The 18,464-nt window shown below is 45.7% G+C and carries 15 protein-coding genes; 6 read left to right on the plus strand and 9 right to left on the minus strand.

Annotated features, from left to right (window positions below):
- From E2R66_RS25770 to E2R66_RS25790, 5 genes are all read right to left on the minus strand, one after another.
- A partial coding sequence (locus E2R66_RS25770; RefSeq protein ID WP_134737965.1) for a DUF7149 domain-containing protein occupies positions 1-3,036 on the minus strand: 3,036 nt, incomplete at its 3' end.
- A 317-nt stretch (positions 3,037-3,353) separates the two neighbouring features.
- Positions 3,354-4,550: an AGE family epimerase/isomerase gene (locus E2R66_RS25775; RefSeq protein WP_133228983.1), complete on the minus strand. Its 1,197-nt coding sequence runs from the start codon at positions 4,548-4,550 to the stop codon at positions 3,354-3,356.
- Positions 4,551-4,807: 257 nt separating this feature from the next.
- On the minus strand, positions 4,808-5,992 hold the full coding sequence (locus E2R66_RS25780) for a glycoside hydrolase family 130 protein (RefSeq protein ID WP_133228981.1): 1,185 nt from the start codon (positions 5,990-5,992) through the stop codon (positions 4,808-4,810).
- A 15-nt stretch (positions 5,993-6,007) separates the two neighbouring features.
- The gene (locus tag E2R66_RS25785) at positions 6,008-7,855 is read right to left on the minus strand and encodes a sodium:solute symporter family protein (protein WP_133228979.1); all 1,848 of its coding nucleotides are present in this window, start codon (positions 7,853-7,855) and stop codon (positions 6,008-6,010) included.
- A gap of 257 nt (positions 7,856-8,112) precedes the next feature.
- Positions 8,113-8,973: an AraC family transcriptional regulator gene (locus tag E2R66_RS25790; protein ID WP_240049534.1), complete on the minus strand. Its 861-nt coding sequence runs from the start codon at positions 8,971-8,973 to the stop codon at positions 8,113-8,115.
- A gap of 594 nt (positions 8,974-9,567) precedes the next feature.
- Between E2R66_RS25790 and E2R66_RS25795 the strand changes: the two genes are divergently transcribed.
- From E2R66_RS25795 to arr, 5 genes are all read left to right on the plus strand, one after another.
- The gene (locus E2R66_RS25795) at positions 9,568-10,296 is read left to right on the plus strand and encodes an MlaE family ABC transporter permease (protein ID WP_240049535.1); all 729 of its coding nucleotides are present in this window, start codon (positions 9,568-9,570) and stop codon (positions 10,294-10,296) included.
- 7 nt (positions 10,297-10,303) lie between these two features.
- Complete coding sequence (locus E2R66_RS25800) at positions 10,304-11,077, plus strand: ABC transporter ATP-binding protein (RefSeq protein ID WP_133228973.1); 774 nt, start codon at positions 10,304-10,306, stop codon at positions 11,075-11,077.
- An 18-nt stretch (positions 11,078-11,095) separates the two neighbouring features.
- The gene (locus E2R66_RS25805) at positions 11,096-12,085 is read left to right on the plus strand and encodes an MlaD family protein (RefSeq protein ID WP_133228971.1); all 990 of its coding nucleotides are present in this window, start codon (positions 11,096-11,098) and stop codon (positions 12,083-12,085) included.
- 376 nt (positions 12,086-12,461) lie between these two features.
- The gene (locus E2R66_RS25810) at positions 12,462-12,923 is read left to right on the plus strand and encodes an REP-associated tyrosine transposase (protein WP_204985993.1); all 462 of its coding nucleotides are present in this window, start codon (positions 12,462-12,464) and stop codon (positions 12,921-12,923) included.
- Between the two features lie 703 nt (positions 12,924-13,626).
- Entirely contained in the window at positions 13,627-14,214 is a 588-nt protein-coding gene (arr, locus tag E2R66_RS29340) for an NAD(+)--rifampin ADP-ribosyltransferase (RefSeq protein WP_394347209.1), read from the plus strand.
- Between the two features lie 35 nt (positions 14,215-14,249).
- On the opposite strand, the gene E2R66_RS25820 is transcribed toward arr, so the two are convergent.
- On the minus strand, positions 14,250-14,951 hold the full coding sequence (locus E2R66_RS25820) for a head GIN domain-containing protein (protein ID WP_133228967.1): 702 nt from the start codon (positions 14,949-14,951) through the stop codon (positions 14,250-14,252).
- 436 nt (positions 14,952-15,387) lie between these two features.
- Here E2R66_RS25820 and E2R66_RS25825 point away from each other — a divergent pair, with 436 nt between their 5' ends.
- Positions 15,388-16,032 (plus strand): hypothetical protein, encoded by a 645-nt coding sequence (locus E2R66_RS25825; RefSeq protein ID WP_133228966.1) that lies wholly within the window; start codon positions 15,388-15,390, stop codon positions 16,030-16,032.
- A gap of 543 nt (positions 16,033-16,575) precedes the next feature.
- Here E2R66_RS25825 and E2R66_RS25830 read toward each other — a convergent pair.
- The 3 genes from E2R66_RS25830 to E2R66_RS25840 form a co-directional block, all read right to left on the minus strand.
- Positions 16,576-16,992: a hypothetical protein gene (locus tag E2R66_RS25830; protein WP_133228964.1), complete on the minus strand. Its 417-nt coding sequence runs from the start codon at positions 16,990-16,992 to the stop codon at positions 16,576-16,578.
- Between the two features lie 233 nt (positions 16,993-17,225).
- Positions 17,226-17,783: a hypothetical protein gene (locus tag E2R66_RS25835; protein ID WP_133228962.1), complete on the minus strand. Its 558-nt coding sequence runs from the start codon at positions 17,781-17,783 to the stop codon at positions 17,226-17,228.
- 31 nt (positions 17,784-17,814) lie between these two features.
- A complete protein-coding gene (locus E2R66_RS25840; protein WP_133228960.1) occupies positions 17,815-18,240 on the minus strand; it encodes a hypothetical protein in 426 nt (141 codons plus the stop codon).
- Positions 18,241-18,464 lie beyond the last annotated feature (224 nt).

The following is an 18,464-nucleotide window of genomic DNA, read 5'->3' on the forward strand; positions in this document are numbered from 1 at the left end:
TGGAGTGCCTACCGCTTCAATCTTGTTTTTTATGGTGGCTTCTAATGGTGAAAGTATTACCCATCCGCTATCTGGTTTAAAGCCCCTTTGCGTAGTAACTGACTGTCTAATAAAATCGCTCATTTTTTCTAGGCTACTTAGGCTTTTATCGAGCAAGCAAGTATCAGTAGAACCAGCATACTTCTCGTTTTGCGCTACCAGTATATTGGCATCAACCGTTGCTGAATCAAATACCTGATAGCCCCCAAAATCTACTAATAATAACGGATTAGTATGCTCTAAGAAAAATTTACGTGTGGCTTCGCCATAATTAGCACGCATCCATTTATTGGAAGTGATATATCCAAAAAAGTAACCTGGCTTTAGCAAGCGTTGGGCTTGTTCATAAAACAAACAATATATATCACCCGTACGGACGAACGTTTTGTAACCACATTTCTGCAATACATCCGCATCAGCACCCATTTTCTGCAGCTGTATATAAGGCGGGTTGCCTATAATAACCTCGAATCCTTCAAAATCACCTTGTTCATTGAGCACTTCCGGAAATTCAAACCGCCATTCAAATGCGCTTTTGTAAACCGTATTATCCTCTATTTCTTTTATTTCAACTTCAATTTTATCAATACTTATATTTAATCGCCGCACCTCCAGGTCCATATCCTTTTGGCTGCGTTTCTGGCCAAATAAATCGAAATTGGTTTGTGTCAGTGCCAAGTTACCGCGTAACTCTGATAGACGTTTGCGGCGAGGGTCGCGCCGACCTACAGTTTCGTGGAATTGATCTTTTATTTTTTTGATAAAATCTTTAAGCTCCTCTTTAGCCTTTTTATTCGGCTCTTCTTTATATGATTGCACAGCTGTTTGGTAATCCCAAACGCTGAATTTCTGTTTCCGGAAAACTTCAGATAAATCTTCGGTCAGGGAATACTTGCTCAATAATGAGTTGCCTTGTTTGATGTTAATATCGATATTGGGTAGCGTCTCTAACTCCAAATAATTGTCCGGTTTGTAGTAGGTATGTTTTAACAGTTCTATCCATAAACGTAGGCGGCAAATTTTTACCGAATTGGGATTTATATCCACGCCAAAAAGACAATGCTCAATAATATGGCGTTTCTCCTCAAATAACGTGCTTTGGATGCGCTGCTCCGCCGGAGAAACAACATTGCCGATATCAGAAGAGGCAATGATAGTATAATCGAAAAACTTCAAGGTATCGGGATATGTTACCACCAATTCGTCATTTGCGATGCTTACTTCCACTTCGGAAAGGCGGCTGCCAGCAACATCCGCCAAAATGCCCAATTCCGATTTGATGATGATCAATTCATTCAGTGCGGAAACCAGGAAGTGGCCCGAACCTACGGCAGGGTCGGCAATTTTTATACTGTTAACAAGGGCGTTAAAATTGAGAATATCCTTTGTGTTCCGTTTGTCGCGCAAATAGTTTTTCAAATCCTCAGTACTTTCACATTCCCAATTGTATTCGTCGTTAAATTTTTTAACAACAGCTCTCCTTATTGTCTCTTTGCAAAGGAAGGTAGTAATCGCTCCGGGAGTATAAATAGAACCATCCTTGTAACCGTTAATTTTTTCGAACACAAGGCCCAGCACAGCCGCGTTTATGATTGTTTTGTTTTCCTCCTGTACCTCTTCTTTACCTATCGACGCAAAATTGTACGCGTCCAAAAAGTCGAACAGGTAGTGTAGGGTGTTTTTTTTCCCGGTATTCTTAATGTTGGTGCCCTTATTAAGTACTGTATTTGCGTAAAGCTCAATATCTAAATTATCATCCAGGCTATTAACCTTTATGGTAAATTCTTCCAAGTCCGAAAATTCAAATAACGAGCTGTTAAGATATGGGATATGCTTGTACTTGCTTTGTATATTGGCATTGCGTTGTACGGGCTGTTTGGCCAATACCTGGAAGAATAATTTGTAAAGTTCATCGTAGTCGTTTACCACTTGCTGGTTAAGAAAACGGTACTTGCGGTCGCCTTTATGATATTTAATTAATTGGGCTTCAAGTAGTTTTAAAAATAATATCCGGTTCACCCAGGTAATGCATAATTCTAAAGCAGCGTTGAATAACTCATCTTCGGCGGTATCGCCTTGCAAATGTATGGAGGGCACTTTACGAATGGCGTTCTCGAGATTTAGGATTTCAATAGTATTTTCTATTAAAGATGCGGGCTGCCGTTTTCCTTCGGGCAGTCGGCGTATAATTTTACGGCTGCCATCTTTAACCTCTTCCAATCCTATAATGTGAAGCAGTTCCGAAAAAAAGCCCTTGTTTAATGAATTACTATCATTTAAAAATGGGAGCTTTAATAGATGTACAGGTGTAAAAAACTTGTACAGCGGTATTAAATCATTGTCTTTGGTATTATTTGCATCAAGTAGGGGCAGGTATTTCTTTAGGTTAAAATAAGTAAAGCTTATTTCTTTATCAAATAAATCTAAAAACGGCTTAGCGATTTCTTTATAAAAATGGTCGGTTGATGCGCTTACCTTTTGTTTATTATCCCACTCTTTATATGCTTTAAGCAACTGCTTATTTTCATTAAAAATGCGTTCGAAAACAGCCGCGTCAAAAATAAACCACTCATATATATTGGTGATAACCAGGTGTGTAAGGGAGTTGTTTTTATCCTTGGAGCGTTCGCGTAAATAATACAAGATAAGCTCATGCATTGCCTTTGTGTTCAGATTGGTTTGGGTAACCATATCTGCTTTGTTGGTGGGGCGTTTAACTTCGAATAATACGCCGGATGGGGTGGCAGCTTCTTTGCCTAAATGAATAACGAAATCTGTTTTGCCTTTGGTAGCAATAAGATAATCTGGATTATAGAAAGTATTCTTCATAAAATCCATCAAATGGATTTTAACGTTTTCTTCCGACTCCTTTTCATTAATAAGCCCCAGCATTAATTGCAGGTTCTTTTTGAAAAGGTCCAGGTCAACGCGTCGCGGGCTTATTAAGCGGTATGCCTTGTTTAAGGATGCCTTTAATTCTGCGATATCTATTGTCATTCAGGTTTAGTTAAATTAAATAAGGCGTTTAAGTTAGACAACTTTTTGTGTAAGTGCATAAAATATTATCTAATAAGATATGGTTAATTTTGATAAATCACCGCTACTTTGCAACTGGTTAGGCACGAGTGAGCCTCACAGGCGCCCTACGCTTCACACTTGCGCTTTGCATAAAAAAAATTTGCATTTTTTTTATGCAAAGCGCTTATAGCATTGCTTATGAGATTCCTCGTCGCCCCTTGCGCGCATGGCCCTTTCCGGCTCGCTCGAATGACAGGGTGGGTAAAGAAGACACTCCCTTAATCGCAAAAATCCGCTTAATCCCGGTTCAGACGCCTCATCACCTCCAAACAAGCCCTGCTATTGTGATAGGGGCATTTCCAGAGGCCGGCTTTGTCTTCGGTAGCCATAACGCGGCCATCGGCGTAGATGCCCCAAAACCATTCGCCGTTTTTGGTATCGAGGATGTGTTGCTTTACGAAATCCCAGCTGCGGGTGGATAGCTGCAACCACTTTTCGTCGCCGGTGATTTGATAGGTATTGTAGAAGCCTACCATGGCTTCGGCCTGCGGCCACCAGTGTTTTTCTTTCACCAGGTGGCTTTGCGCTGGCTCGTATTCGTACCAAAGGCCGCCATCTTTGTCCAATCCTTCCAGGGCGGCTTCGGCTATTTGCACGCAGAGGAATTTTATTTGTTCGATGAGCTCAGCATGATGTATTGCCTCGGCAGCTTCCAGCAAAAGCCATGTGGCTTCAATATCGTGCCCGTAGGATACGGTATCAGATTTGGCGTTCCATTCCTCATCAAAAAACAGGATGAGGTGTTTGGTTTCCGCTTCAATAATGTAATCGATGAAGTTGCGCAACAGCACTTCTATCTGTATGCGCAAGCCTTCATCGGGCCAAACGGTATAAAGCGTGGTATAGGCCTCCAGTACGTGGAGGTGGGTGTTCATGCTCTTTTTCTCGTTGGCATCCTTGGCGCTCAGGCGCAAATCGGCAATAGGCTGCCAGTCGCGGGTAAAGGCCTCCAGGTAGCCGGTATGCCGGGTATCGTAACTCTTTTCTACTAAAAGGTGGTACAGTTTCCTGGCCTCTGCCAGTACTTCTTCGTCCTTGGTTGCTTTATAAAACTCGCTGAATGCATAAATGGTAAACGCAGATGCATACACCTGCTTTTTGGTATCTAAAGGCTTGCCCTCATGGTCCACCGTCCAGTAAACGCCGCCGTATTCCTCATCAATAAAATACGTGCTGACGTACCGATAGGCAATTGCAGCCATTTCCAAATAGAGGGCATTTTTTGTTTTATTATAAGCTGCCGAAAAACTCCACAGGATGCGGGCATTCAATACCGAACCTTTGGGCGAACCGGGGATAACCTTATTGTCGTTATCTATCCGCCCAATAAAACCGCCGTACTCCTCATCCATTGTGTTATCTACCCAATAGGTGAGGATATTTTCCAGTTCCTGTTCCAGTTCTTTTTTATAATCGGCAAGTACTTTATTCATCCTTATTAAACTTCTCTTGTCAATTCAGCTACTGCTTGTTCAAGCGTCCACGCTTAATATTTTTGAATCGTCACGGAAGCGTGGACGCTCCAAATGTGTTTCAGTCAAGTATGGACGCTTGACCGGGCGAAGGAGCCCCCTCTAAATCTCCCCCGGTTGGGGAGACTTTAGCTTTGCGCCCGTTTTTCTTTTAAGTCCTCCCTACCGGGGAGGATTTAGGTGGGGCTTCCGCTGGGAGGGAGTTTACTCTTATTCAATTAAACCAGTTCCTTCAGCTTTTTATTGTTGTTGATGATGGTATTCAGCGTATCTACAGATGCTGCCGAACGCAGACCATCGGCAGGCGTATTGGTTACGTAATCGATAAGTTTATCTACCGTGGTAGTGGCCACGTGCATGCGTGTGTCTGATGATGCGTAGTAAATAAACACGCTGCCATCCTCATCCTTTATCCAGCCATTGCAGAAAGCCACGTTGCTTACGTCGCCAATGCGTTCTGCGCCTTCGGGGGCTAAAAAGTACCCTGCGGGTTTGTGGGTTACTTTGGTCAGGTCCGTTAGATCGGTCATGAACATATATAGCGTATAGCGCAGGCCGGCGGCGGTATTGCGCACGCCATGTGCCAGGTGCAACCAGCCTTTATCCGTTTTGATAGGGGTGGGGCCCTGGCCGTTTTTGGCTTCGTAAACGGTGTGGTATTGTTTGTTATCGATGATGGTTTCCTCGTCTACCACGGCGTTCTCCATGCTATCGCAAAGCCCGAAACCTATTCCACCGCCTTTGCCCGCGCTGATGAAGCCATCCTGCGGACGGGTGTACAGGGCGTATTCGCCATCTACAAACTCGGGGTGCAATACCACGTTGCGTTGTTGCGGCGAGTTGGTTTTTAAATCGGCCAGGCGTTCCCAGATAAGTAAATCTTTGGTGCGGGCAATGCCGCAGGCCGCAATGGCCATGCTTTGGTCGTGCGCGGGCGCTGCCGGGTCGCGCCTTTCGGTGCAGAAGAGGCCGTATATCCAGCCATCCTCGTGCGCTGTGAGGCGCATATCGTACAGGTTGGTATCGGGTTCGTCGGTTTCGGGCATGGTGACGGGGTTTTCCCAAAAGGTAAAATGGCTTATCCCGTTAGGGCTTTCGGCCACCGCAAAGAAGGATTTGCGGTCGGCCCCTTCTACGCGCACCACCATCAGGTATTTTCCATTGAATTTAATGGCCCCGGCATTGAACGCCGCGTTGATGCCGAAGCGTTCCATCAGGTAGGGGTTGGTTTCGGGGTTCAAGTCATATTTCCAGGCTACGGGGGCATGCGCAGCGGTGAGCACCGGGTTTTTATACCGGTCGAAAACGCCGTTGCCCAAGCCGTCTATCTCGTTAGGCGTATCTATCAATTGCCGGTAGGCAGCATTCAGCTGCTCCAGCTTGTTCTTAAAGGCAGGGGTCATAAATATTTGTGTGTATTAATATTCTTTTAGTTTGTTCCACCAGGTGCGTTTCAGTATCAGCATCATCACCGCCAAAATGGCTATGGTAATCAGCAGTGGCGAGTGTTGACCCAGCACCAGGTACATGGGCAAAATCGTGAGGCAGCATTGGGCAATAGTACCGATGACCACATTGAACATATTGAGCTTGAAGTTTTTATTAGGTTGAAAGGACGGGTCGTTGGCCATGGCTATCTTTTTCACCGGGTCCCAAAAACCCCATGGGCGTACGTTGGTGTAGAAGGACTGCAAAACGGCAGCATCGGTAGGAGGCGCGGCGTAGGAACCACCGATGGATCCCGCCAGCGAAATTCCAAACAACACCGGGAACCAGTAAAGCAGGTCTCCTTCGGAGATAAAACCAAACTTCACCAGCAAAGAAAAAGCCATAGCTGCCAGAATGCCGGATAGCATTCCCCAGAAAAAACCGCTGGCATTAAACCGCCACCAATGCCATTTAAGTACGTTTGCTGCTATGTAGCCGCCATACAGGGCGGATACGATCCATTGCAGCACGCTGTTAATATCCTTTACGAAAAAGCCAAGGAAAACGCCCAAAGCCACCACAACCACGCCCACCAGGTAGTTCATGCCGATGATTTTTTTGGTGGATGCTGCGGGGTTTACATATTTGATGTAAATATCGTTAACGATGTAAGCCTGTGCGGCATTCATGGTGCCGCTGAAGGTGCTCATGAAGGCGCCCAGCAAACCGGCAAGCAACAGGCCCACCAGTCCAACCGGCAAAAAATTATTGATCACCGCAGGCAGTATGCGCTCGAAATCGATGCCACCTGCACCATCGGCCAGGTTCATCTGGTGATAGTAGATAAGGCCCAGGGCAGTCAGACTGATAATGAGCGTATAGCGGATAGGTAGCAAGATAACGCTAACGAAACCGTTCATTTTGCTGGCTTCCTCTGGCGAGCGGGTGCTCAGTATCTTCTGCATATCGTAGTTTGGCGCTGGGCCGGCCAATGCTGCGAAGAAGCCCTTGAAGGTCATCATCATAAAGAAATACGCAAACAGGGAGTAGCCGTCGCTCTTGATTTTCACGTTGACTTCTTTGATAATGGTAGACCAATCCAGCCCCAGGTGTTTGCCGAAAAACGGTGTGTACCAGCCGTTGGGCACATTGAGTTTATGGTTAGCTATTTGTTCTGTAGCGATAACGCCTATCCAGATACAGGCCACCGTCATGATGCCGTATTTTACCATATCGCCGGTTACGATGCTGTGCATACCGCCGATGATAGAGTAAAACATGGCAAACAGCGTAAAGATGATGCCGTAAACATGGGGCACGTATTGCGGCGCAACCTCAAAAGGGATGTAGCCTTTAATCAGATCCCAGGGGATGAATATTTGGATGAATTTACCCAGCCCGATGAAGCCATAAGCCATAAAGCCCAGGCAGCTGAGCAATGCGAAGGCTATCACCACCAAATGGGAACTGGTTACGCCCGCGCCTGTTTTACCGAAGCGCGTTGCCAGCCATTCGGCACCGGTGGTGGCATTGGAGCGGCGCAGCCAGCGGGAGAGGTACATCATCAAAAACACCTGGTTGAATACCGGCCACAGCCAGGGGATCCAGATACTCTTCATGCCGTACACGAAGCAGAGGCTCACCATCCACATGGTGCCGCTGATATCGAACATATCAGAAGCGTCGCTCAAACCAAGCTTATACCAGGGCAGCGATTTTCCACCCAGCATGTAGCTGTCCTTATTTTCGCGTGCTTTTTTGCGGTACCACAACCCGATGAAAATGGTGCTGAGCAGGTACAGGACAATGATGGAAATATCAATCAGGGACAATCTCATTTATCAAAATTTATTTCACGGGAAAGCCAGGAATACCACAGAAAATCAAAGAAAAACACCGATTTTACTCCGGTTTTTTAAGGTTTTCGGGGGTGTTTTTGGACTATTTCCGGTATGGGTAACTGGCTGGTACCAAAAATAGGCACTTAGCCCACCCAACCCTAATACTATTTTAACCAAGTATTAGTTTATCACGACAAAATCCACGCAATACAGTAGCATCAATCTGCATATCTGCACATCTGAAATCTGCACATCTAAATAAATACCCTGTTCCCTGTGTACGTTTCACGGAACTCTTTGGGGATGCAGAATTTCTTGCGTTTAAAGATGCGGTTGAAGTTGGAGATATTGTTGAACCCGCATTTATAGGCTATTTCGGCAATGGTGGTGGTGCTTTCGATGAGCATGCGCGAGGCATGGCCCAGGCGGATCTCGTTCAGGCTGTCTATAAACGTCTTACCCGTGCGCTTTTTGATGAAACGGCTGAAGGAAGCATCGGGCATGTTGGCTATTTTGGCTACTTCGGCGAGGGTTACCTGGGTGTGGTAGTTGGCGTTCATGAAATCGAATACCTTCTCTATGCGGCGGCTGTTATAGTTGAATTGCTCATTGGTGAAGCTGGCATCGGATAAAGTCTTCATATTGCGACTGATGGAGAGATCGTGCAGGATGCTCATCAGCTCCAGTACCGAGTCGAAGCCGTTTTTCTTATCCAGCGACTGCAGCCTGCCCCGTATGGCGGCAATGGTTTCGGGCGGAAAGGTGATGCCGCGCTGCGATTTATCCAGCATGTTCTTTACGAAGCTCATCTGGTTGCGCCTCAGGAACTTATCGTCAAACAAATCCTTATGGAACTGTATGGTAACCTCGGTAATGGCTTCGCTTTTGGCCTGGTGGGTAAACCAGGCGTGGTACAGGTTGGGGCCGATGAGTACTAGCTCCAGATCGTCTATCACCTCTATGCTGCCGCCTACCACGCGCTTTGCGCCTTTTGCATTGATGATGAGGTTCAGTTCATACTCCTCATGGTAATGCAAGGGGAAATCAAACCTGGTTTTTACCCTGCTGAAAATCGTAAAACAATCGCTTGGGGTGAGGGGGGTAATCTCACGCATTACATTGTTAGGCATCTCAAAATCTAATTGGTTTTTATCTGCATCGATACTGATACGAATTTAACACAATAATATCATATTGTTACCAAAATAGACAAAAAGTGGTGTATTTTAGCCCCTTTTTCAGTCGTTTTTGGGTCAAAAACCACCCAAAAACAGCCTGAAAATGCCCATTTTACCCCCAAAAACCGGAGTAAATCGGAGAAAAATCGGTGTTTTTCTTTGGTTTTCGGCGACTTTTTCGGTGTTTTTCAGGGCTTTTTGTTGCCATTTTGGATGGAAATCCACCATATTCCCGCCTTTCTTTTTTCTCTCCCTTTCCTCTCCGGCCTGGTCTTAAATTCGCCCTTGCACATGTTAAACTTGTGTTACATTTTTATACCTGTTTAAGGCATCGCTCCCAACGCCAAAGCGCTATCGGTCTGTAATTTGTAATAATCAATCTCCTGGTAAAACATTTTGCCGCTTTACGCATTCTATATCTTCGTATTAGTTATACCTTTGCCCGCTTAAATGGATACTATAAAAAGTACAACAAAGCCAGTGCCGTCCCGCTTATCAAAAGCGAAGGGCGCTGTCAGCGATTTCTTCCTGATGCTGTACAACATCTACAGCTTTGTCATCCGCTTTTTCAAAGAGTTTTTGCTCCCCCCATACGATTTTAAGGAAATCGTTCGCCAGTGCTACGAAACCGGCGTGCGCTCGTTTACCCTCATCACTTTAACCGGATTTATCGTAGGGGTCATCTTCACCAAGCAAAGCCGGCCATCACTTACCGGTTTCGGGGCTACATCGTGGCTGCCATCGCTGGTGTCTATTGCCATCATGAAGGCGCTTGCACCGCTCGTTACCGCGTTGATTGCTGCGGGTAAGGTGGGTAGCAGCATCGGTGCCGAACTGGGCTCGATGCGGGTTACCGAGCAGATTGATGCCATGGAGGTATCGGGTACCAAACCTTTTAAATTTTTGGTGTGTACGCGGGTTATCGCAACCACCATCACCATACCTTTGCTGGCCACCTATGTGGCCTTTATTGCGCTGCTAGGCGGTTACCTTAACGTAAGCGCCAACGAGGGTACCACTTACATTACGTTTATGGAGCAGGCCTTCGAGCCGCTTACCTTCGTAGATTTTTGGGCATCGCTCAGCAAAGCAATCGTGTTCGGTTTCACTATCGGCATCGTAGGCTGCTACCAGGGCTATAACGCTGCCAAAGGCACCGAGGGCGTAGGCAAGGCCGCCAATGGCGCGGTAGTTACCGCCATGTTTTTGGTTTTTATTGAGGAAGTTTTAATTGTACAGATAGCGGGCTGGTTCCGTTAACAACCATATGCAGAAGCAAAAGGTAAATATCGACATGACCAACGAGGTGGTTAAGATACGCGGACTGGAGAAATCCTTCGGCGATTACGATGTACTGCGCGGTATCGACCTGGACCTTTTTCAGGGAGAGAACCTGGTGGTGCTGGGCCGCTCAGGTACGGGCAAATCGGTATTGATCAAACTCATATCCGGCCTGTTGATGCCGGATAAAGGCACCATTGAAGTTTTGGGTAACGATGTGCCCCACATCAGCCAGCGCGAACTGGAGGCCCTGCGCATCCGCATCGGCTTCTCGTTTCAGAACAGTGCCTTGTACGATAGTATGACGGTGCGCAAAAACCTGGAGTTCCCGCTGGTGCGCAACCGTAAGGGCATTACCAAGGCCGAGGTAAATAAGAACGTGGAAAGTGTTTTAGATGCCGTTGGCCTATCGCAAACCATCAACCAAATGCCTTCCGAGCTTTCGGGCGGGCAGCGCAAACGTATTGGCATTGCCCGTACGCTTATCCTCAACCCCGAAATTATGATGTACGATGAGCCAACCGCCGGTTTGGACCCCATCACCTGCATCGAAATAAACGACCTCATCAACGAGGTGCAGCAAAATTACAACACCTCATCTATCATCATTACGCACGATTTAACCTGCGCCAAGCAAACCGGCGACCGGGTAGCGATGTTGTTAGACGGGAAGTTTCAGCGGGTGGGTACCTTTGAGGAGGTATTTAATACCGAAGACCCAAGGGTGAAACCTTTTTACGATTACAATTTTACAGAATAACATTATCACCATATACCTATGGATGCAGCAGAAAAAAGGAAATCAATAACAGTAGGCGTATTTGTACTGCTCGGTGTGGCAGTATTTGTAATAGGCATACTCACACTGGGCGGCCAGAATAAAAGCTTTGTAAAAAGCATCAATATCAGTGCGGTATTTACCGATGTTGCTGGCTTGAAAAAAGGCAACAACGTATGGTTCTCGGGCGTAAAGATAGGCACCATCAAAAACGTTCGTTTTACCGGCACCTCGCAGGTGGATGTGGATATGAGCATTGAAGCCGCTACCCAGCAATACATACACCGCAACGCGCTGGCACACATCAGCAGCGATGGTTTAATAGGCAACAAGATCATTGTGATAGATGGTGGCAGTCCGCAAGCACCAATAGTGCAGAATGGCGACGTGCTGCAGGCAGCCAAGCTATTATCGACTGACGACATTATGGCTACCCTGCAAAAGAACAACGAGAACCTGCTGGCCATCACCACCGATTTTAAAACGCTTGGTCACCAGATACTGGCCGGCAAAGGCACCGTTGGCGCATTGCTTGCCGACAGCACCATGGCCATGCAGCTGCGCGCCGCTATGCGCAACCTGCAAACCACTACGGCAACCGCTTCGCAAATGGCTGTTGCGCTCAACGCCTTCAGCAATAAAATGAACACCAAAGGCGGCCTGGCCGATAAAATGCTGACCGATACCGTGGCTTACGCCCGCCTGCTGCAGTCAATGGATAAGCTGAAAGAAGCAGCTAACAACGCCACAATACTAACCAACAACCTCAACACTGCCAGCAACAAGCTTAACAGCACCGATAACATCCTGGGTGTGTTGCTGAACGACCCTGCCGGCGCCAAAAAGGTACAAGCCACAATTGATAAGCTGCAACAAAGTTCGGTAAAGCTAAACGACGACCTGGAAGCCGTACAAAGCAACTTCCTGCTCCGCGGTTTCTTCAAAAAACGCGAAAAAGCCAAACAGGATAGTTTGAAGGGGAAGATATAAAGGGAGGTTATCCTTTTGAAAAATAGCGATGGGTCGAAAGCTCATCGCTATTTTTTTGAACTTACCTTACTACTCCGCCGCGCCAAGTGTCCACACTTGGCGCAATAACGTCGGTAAGTGTCCACACTTACGTCAATCCAAATGCCCAGGCCGGAAGCGTGGACGCTTCCTACCTGCCTCGGCAAGTGTGGACACTTGCCGAGGCGGGGAAATCAAATTTCTCTGCCGTGCCAAGTGTCCACACTTGGCGCTTAAACAAGTGTAAGTGTCCACACTTACACTTGTTTAAGCGCTAAATATTTTGCAATTTTAATCCATGTCACGCAATGCCTCAACCGACGAACTTTATTTTGTTACCCTTACTGTAATCGACTAGATAGATGTTTTCACCAGGCGGCAATACAACGATTACCTGATAGAAAACCTTGCCTTTTGTCAGCAACATAAAAAACTGAACATCTATGCCTACGTGATTATGACGAACCATATCCATTTGGTAGCAAATGTTTCTGAAGGGTCGCTTGGCGATGTGCTTGGTCATTTTAAAACCTTCACCTCAAAAAGGTTGGTGGAGATGATTGCCAATAACCCGCAGGAAAGCAGGCGCGAATGGATGTTAAAACGCTTTGAACTTGCGGGCAGATACAATCCGCTTAACACCAATAATCAATTTTGGCAAAACGGGAATCATCCGGTATTACTTTATTCGCCCGAAGTGATCCAACAAAAGATAGATTATATACACGATAATCCCGTTAGGGCAGGTTTTGTAGGCTCGGCGCACGAGTTTTGGTACAGCAGCGCCAATCCTGAAAGCCCTTTGAAAATAATTTATTGAATGGTGTCGAGAATTTGGGGGTACTGTTTCGGTTTACAACTCCGCTCCTCTGCCGTGCCAAGTGTCCACACTTGGCGCAACAACTTTGGTAAGTGTCCACACTTACTTTACTTCAATTGCCAGGCCCGGAAGCGTGGACGCTTCCCATTTACTTTCGGCAAGTGTGGACACTTGCCGGGGCGGGGACCCTGCCGACACCTAAATCAACTAAGGTGCTAAAATGGTTTTTCGCTGAATGCCGGGTGCGCTGCTTAAGGGGGCAGTTGTAGAAATAACGTACAAATCAGCCTGGTTGTACGTTTGAAAAAATATACTTTTAAAGCTGGTTTTTTAACGGTTCCGCCGGTTATTTTTGAAAGAAAATCACTTTTTTTTGGAAAATAGTATGGAATTTAACCAAAACAATACCGTTATCCAACTTTGCCTGCAGGGGATGAACCTGGAGGATAAAGGTCAGCCTGAGGGGGCGCTCCGCCACTTTTTTCAGGCGTGGGAGGAAGCTACAAATGACTTTGAAAAGTTTATGGCCGCCTGGTATGTTGCCCGGCTTCAGCTTGATGTTTCTGACAGGTTAAAGTGGTACCATACGGCGTTGCAATTAGCCCTGGAGGTGAATAACGACGCTGTTAAAGGCGCATATGCTCCGCTGCACTTTTATATTGCTAAGTGTTACGAAGAACTGAACAACGTGGAGAACGCCAGAATTTACCATGAGCTGGCTTTACTGCCCGCCAGCCGACCTGCAGACCAGGGGCCTTTTTACCATGGCACGAGAGCAGACCTTCGGGCAGGTGATTTGCTGACTGCCGGCCGTATGTCCAACTATCAGCCCGATCTCGTGATGAACCACATATACTTTACGGCACTGGTTTACGGCGCGGGTCTCGCCGCTGCCCTGGCTAGGGGCAACGGTGGGGAGCGCGTTTATATCGTTGAGCCCACGGGCGACTTTGAGGACGACCCCAATGTAACCAACAAAAAGTTTCCGGGCAATCCCATGCGTTCTTACCGGACCCAATACCCTTTGAAGGTTGTTGGCGAAGTAACGGACTGGCTGAAGCAAACGCCTGAACAATTACAACAATGGCGTAAAAAACTGGCCGCCGGCAAAGGAGAGGTCATCAGTCAAATTGTGTGCAAACAGGAAATTGTTTCGGTCCGCCGAATTTCCGTCCCAGCATGGTCTTTCGATAGAGGACCCTGCGGTTTCAGCACCGTGATGTATTTGCATATACGAAAATCCGCAAAACCAAATCACCCTCCGCAGGGTTCTTTTGCGAAAAGTCCCTGAGGAGGCGGAGGTTTGACAACGCCGTTAGTACCTCATTAATCATGCTTACTAATCCTGCCCGATCCCGAATGCTTGTCGTTAACGATTTGTGCATTCCCCGAATAGCTTAAACCACCCGAACCGGATATACGGGCAGACACGGCTTCATCGGCTATGATGTCCACGTTGCCGGAGCCGGAAATGCTGGCTTCTACCCTTTGAACGCGCAGTTGCTTGCCATTAACTTCGCCCGAGCCAGAAACGCGAATTTCGGCCGCGGTGGCGCTACCGGCTAAAACGGCATTGCCCGAACCGCTTACGCTTATCTGCAGCGTTTCGGCATTTACAGCCGCCTTCAAATTACCAGAACCGCTTACGGCAATTTTGGCGCGCTGCCCGGTGATGCTGCCGGCAGCAAGTACCGCGTTGCCCGAACCGCTGCTGCCCAGGTAGCTGAGGCTTTTTGCCGAAACGTAAACATTGGCGCGTTTTATATCGCGGTGGTTTTTCCACCAGTTTTTAAATTCTATTTTCAATATGCCGTTTTCTACTTTGGTTATCACTTCTTTTTCTACAGCGGCATCAATGTCGAGGGTTAGGCTTTCGGTGCCATCGATTTTGATGGTGACGTTAAATGGCCCGTTGCATTCGATACCGGTATAATCGGATACGGATCGTGTGGTTGTTTGCGCTTTGGCATTGGTAAACATCAAGCACGCGAATGCGAAGGTTAAAAGGACGAAAATGTGCTTTTTCATATGGTTTGTATTTTGCGTTGAATGGTTCTTGTAGGTGTTCACGCTAACTCCTCAATAGCTGTTCCTATTTTATATAATGCTTAATTACAGCATTTTATGCATTTTGCGGATAGCCCTGGCTGTTCGTTTTTGGTACAATGGGTGGTCGGAAGCGGTCGACATGGAGCCCATGCTAAATCTCTTTTTGCCGTGCCAGGTGTCTACACTTGGCGCAATAACGGCGGTAAGTATCCACACTTTTAATAATCATATTTCTTTTTTCAATTATTATTTCTACTTTCGAAAAGGGAATCGAGCGCCCCAGTTGTGAGTGACTGAAACGCGAGGTTATATCAAAAATTGACAAGTCATAACAGCAAATTTTGTTAAACCGCTGGCATGGTTGTCTTTAAACACTCTCGATAACCACAAAGTCCAGCAATTAACAATAGTTGCTATGAAACTTGAAATCACAAAAGCTTGCGCGGACTCCTTACGCGCCTTCACCCAAAACAATTACTGCATTCCATTAAAATCGTCCCATGCCCATGAACTCGTGGCGGCTTATTTTGGCTATGCTTCGCGCGCCTCGCTGATTGCTGACAGACAATGTCCGATTGATAAGCTGATGGATGCGGAAATCATCATTCTGAATCCTTCACCACCTTTGGTTAACCAACGCCTTAAATCCCTAGGGAATCTGTCGGTAGAACTCCCGCCCAGCGATGTGCTTGCTGAAGGCGTTTACGCGCCTATTGTCGCCGATGAACAGTTTTCTGGGAAAATATGGCCAGGCCTTCATGAGGCGGCGATGGCGCTGGTAGAGGAACGTGCAAAGGAATTCAAGATGTTTGGAAAAAACATTGGAGAAATGAACTGGATATCCAATGTTAACATAAAAACGACGGAATCCCATGCCCTAATGACGGTTATCTTCGATTATCCTGCAAATACAACAAATGCGCTAAGGTATTCAAAGGTAGATATTATGCTTCCGCGAATTGCTGGTGGTATTGGTTATTCTAAGCTCGAAGCCAGGCCCACTTTTTATTACGGGCATATGACCGACCCAGACTTCCGGCTAAAACATGGAATCGATTGATATTATCTATCAAGTTAATTCTGCGCGGCCTGAGGTTTCAGGCCGCTTTTTTTGGTAATGTGGTCAAAAATAGTTGGCGCTGCTTTCACATAAATTCCTATAGATTCTTTAATAAGCAAAAAAAACACGCTTACTGAGAGATATCGGTCATATTGTTTGTGGCTATTCCTTTCAATGGCTAAGAAAACTTATCTTAAAAAAAGCCAATTGAAATCGCTTTCAATTGGCTTGATACATTTAATTGATAATCAATACAGTTACAGAGGTTTCACCAACTATTTTTGACCACATTATCCTTTTTTTTTATTGGCCTATGTATAATGATACCTCCCGTTCCGGCACGGTCTCTCGATAGAGGACTCTGCGGTTTCAGCGCCGTGATGAATTTGAATATACGAAAAGCCGAAAAACGAAACTACCCGCCGCAGGGTCTTTTTTTCAAAGAGACCCTGCGGAGACGTCAAGTGTGGACACTTGCCGAAGCGGAGGGCATCAATTCAAGTTCATCTTTCATACCTAATGCGCCCCTTCACAGTGCTAAAACTAATCAAAAGGGTCTTTCTTTTTAGCACACAAGCTGCGCAGGTAAACTAAAGCATTATATAGCCGCTCTGCATCTTTTTCTGTTTCCATATAAATAACCATACCAGAAAGGGTACTGCCATCCGTAGATAAAGTTACGCGGATATAACCCGGCTTATTCACAAGCATTATACCTTTATCCTGCTTAACCACGTAAGGATCGTTACATATTGTTTGGGATAGATCAAACAGGTTATAAGTTTTTTTTGATGACACAACAGTTCCGTCTTTTGTCGCTGTTATGCCCGATTTTGCAAATTGAGCAGCCGTAGCCATTTTATCATTAATATATTTTACCGTTTCATCAAAACTCATGTTTTGGGCTTTTACGGTAAAAGTTGTTATGGATAGTAATAGAATGAATAAAGTTTTTTTCATGAATGAGCGGGTTTAAAATTTTTCGGGCTTTTAATAAATAATAAATTGATGATATATTATTATTTTGCGCAGGTAAAATAAAATTCATTTGGCGAAACCTGTTAAACATTTCTCCAGTTTCTCTTTCAGCCACGCAATGGTTTATTCCTTGGTTTGCGGCTTCAGGCTGGCAGTTAGCAGCAGCAAACCTATCAGGGTAAGTAGTTTTTTCATATTGTGATGATCAGGTTAATTTAATTTATTTTAATATAAATATACATGGCGATGTTTTTTGGGCGGGTTTCAGTACCTACGCCAAAAACAGCATAGTCTTTTTGTGCTGCCGCAACATACCTGTTTTTTTCATTATGTTCCTTCGGGTGCGCTTTTAAACCATCGGCTGTCCAACGCCTCTCCGCATTGTCTGGGTAGCCATAACCACCAAGGTAACCCGCCTCGCCTGTCCAGCCGTGGCTATGCGGCCCTACTGTATCAGGCTGATATTGGCCCGCCTGCCTGCCATCAGGTTTAATCTTATCATCATTCCGGCCATAGTTAAGCCCGCGTAAAAACATGCCCCTTGCATCGGGCGCGTTAATAATACCGGCAAAGAGGTGCAGTTTGCTGCCTTTAATGGCGCGGCCATCGGCCAGTATCCAGCCATCGCCATTTAATTTTTGAAACTGATCGGGAGGTAAAATAGAATATTTAACATCGCCAAGGCCGCTTGCCGGGCTTTCGTTGCGTTGGGTAAAGGCATATGCTGTAAGAATCAGCCCGAGTACAGATACAGCTAAAATTATTTTTTTCATCTGATTGAATGATAAGGTTAAGAATTGAACTTTATTGACAGATATAGCTATAAGGAATCATTTTTACGTGATGACCTTGCTGCTTTTCGTTTGCGATCTTCTCGTCCATGGCGTCCTGCGCTTCCTGGTGGGTCAAAAAGCTTTTGCTATAAAGCCCCTTCGTTGATGCTACATTGTTACGGCCGCCAAATTTTTCTTCATTGTTGTAAGCCGCAAGATATTTGGCAAATCCAGCCTCGGCATTCCCCCAAAAGCGGCTTTCTTCTTTACATTCAGGATAAGGCGGCTGATAAATGATCTGACTAATCAATGCCGTGTGAGATTCCGGGTAGACACCGCTCACATACACAAAGCCGTAAGTCCCCTTATCGCCCGCTTTTTCTATTTTATTTTTAAAGCTTAAAATTGGCAATATTGCTGCCAATGCCAAGCAGGTTAACAAGTGTTTAAATTTCATGGTGATGTAATTTTAATATTTAGTTACTAAAAGAGTTTTGTGCTCTTGCTTTATTATTATCGCTACCAATAGTAATATATTTTTTAATGTGGCTAAATTTGATCAGTTGCCGTTATTTATCCAAAAACGGATCTTTTTCCTCGTTGTCAAGTTCTTTTAATCGTAGGATGGCATTTTTTTAATCTTGTAAAATTGTTAATATTATCGGTCGCTTATCTGAAAAT

This window comes from Mucilaginibacter psychrotolerans, from assembly GCF_004519315.1.
Classification (GTDB): Bacteria; Bacteroidota; Bacteroidia; order Sphingobacteriales; family Sphingobacteriaceae; genus Mucilaginibacter; species Mucilaginibacter psychrotolerans.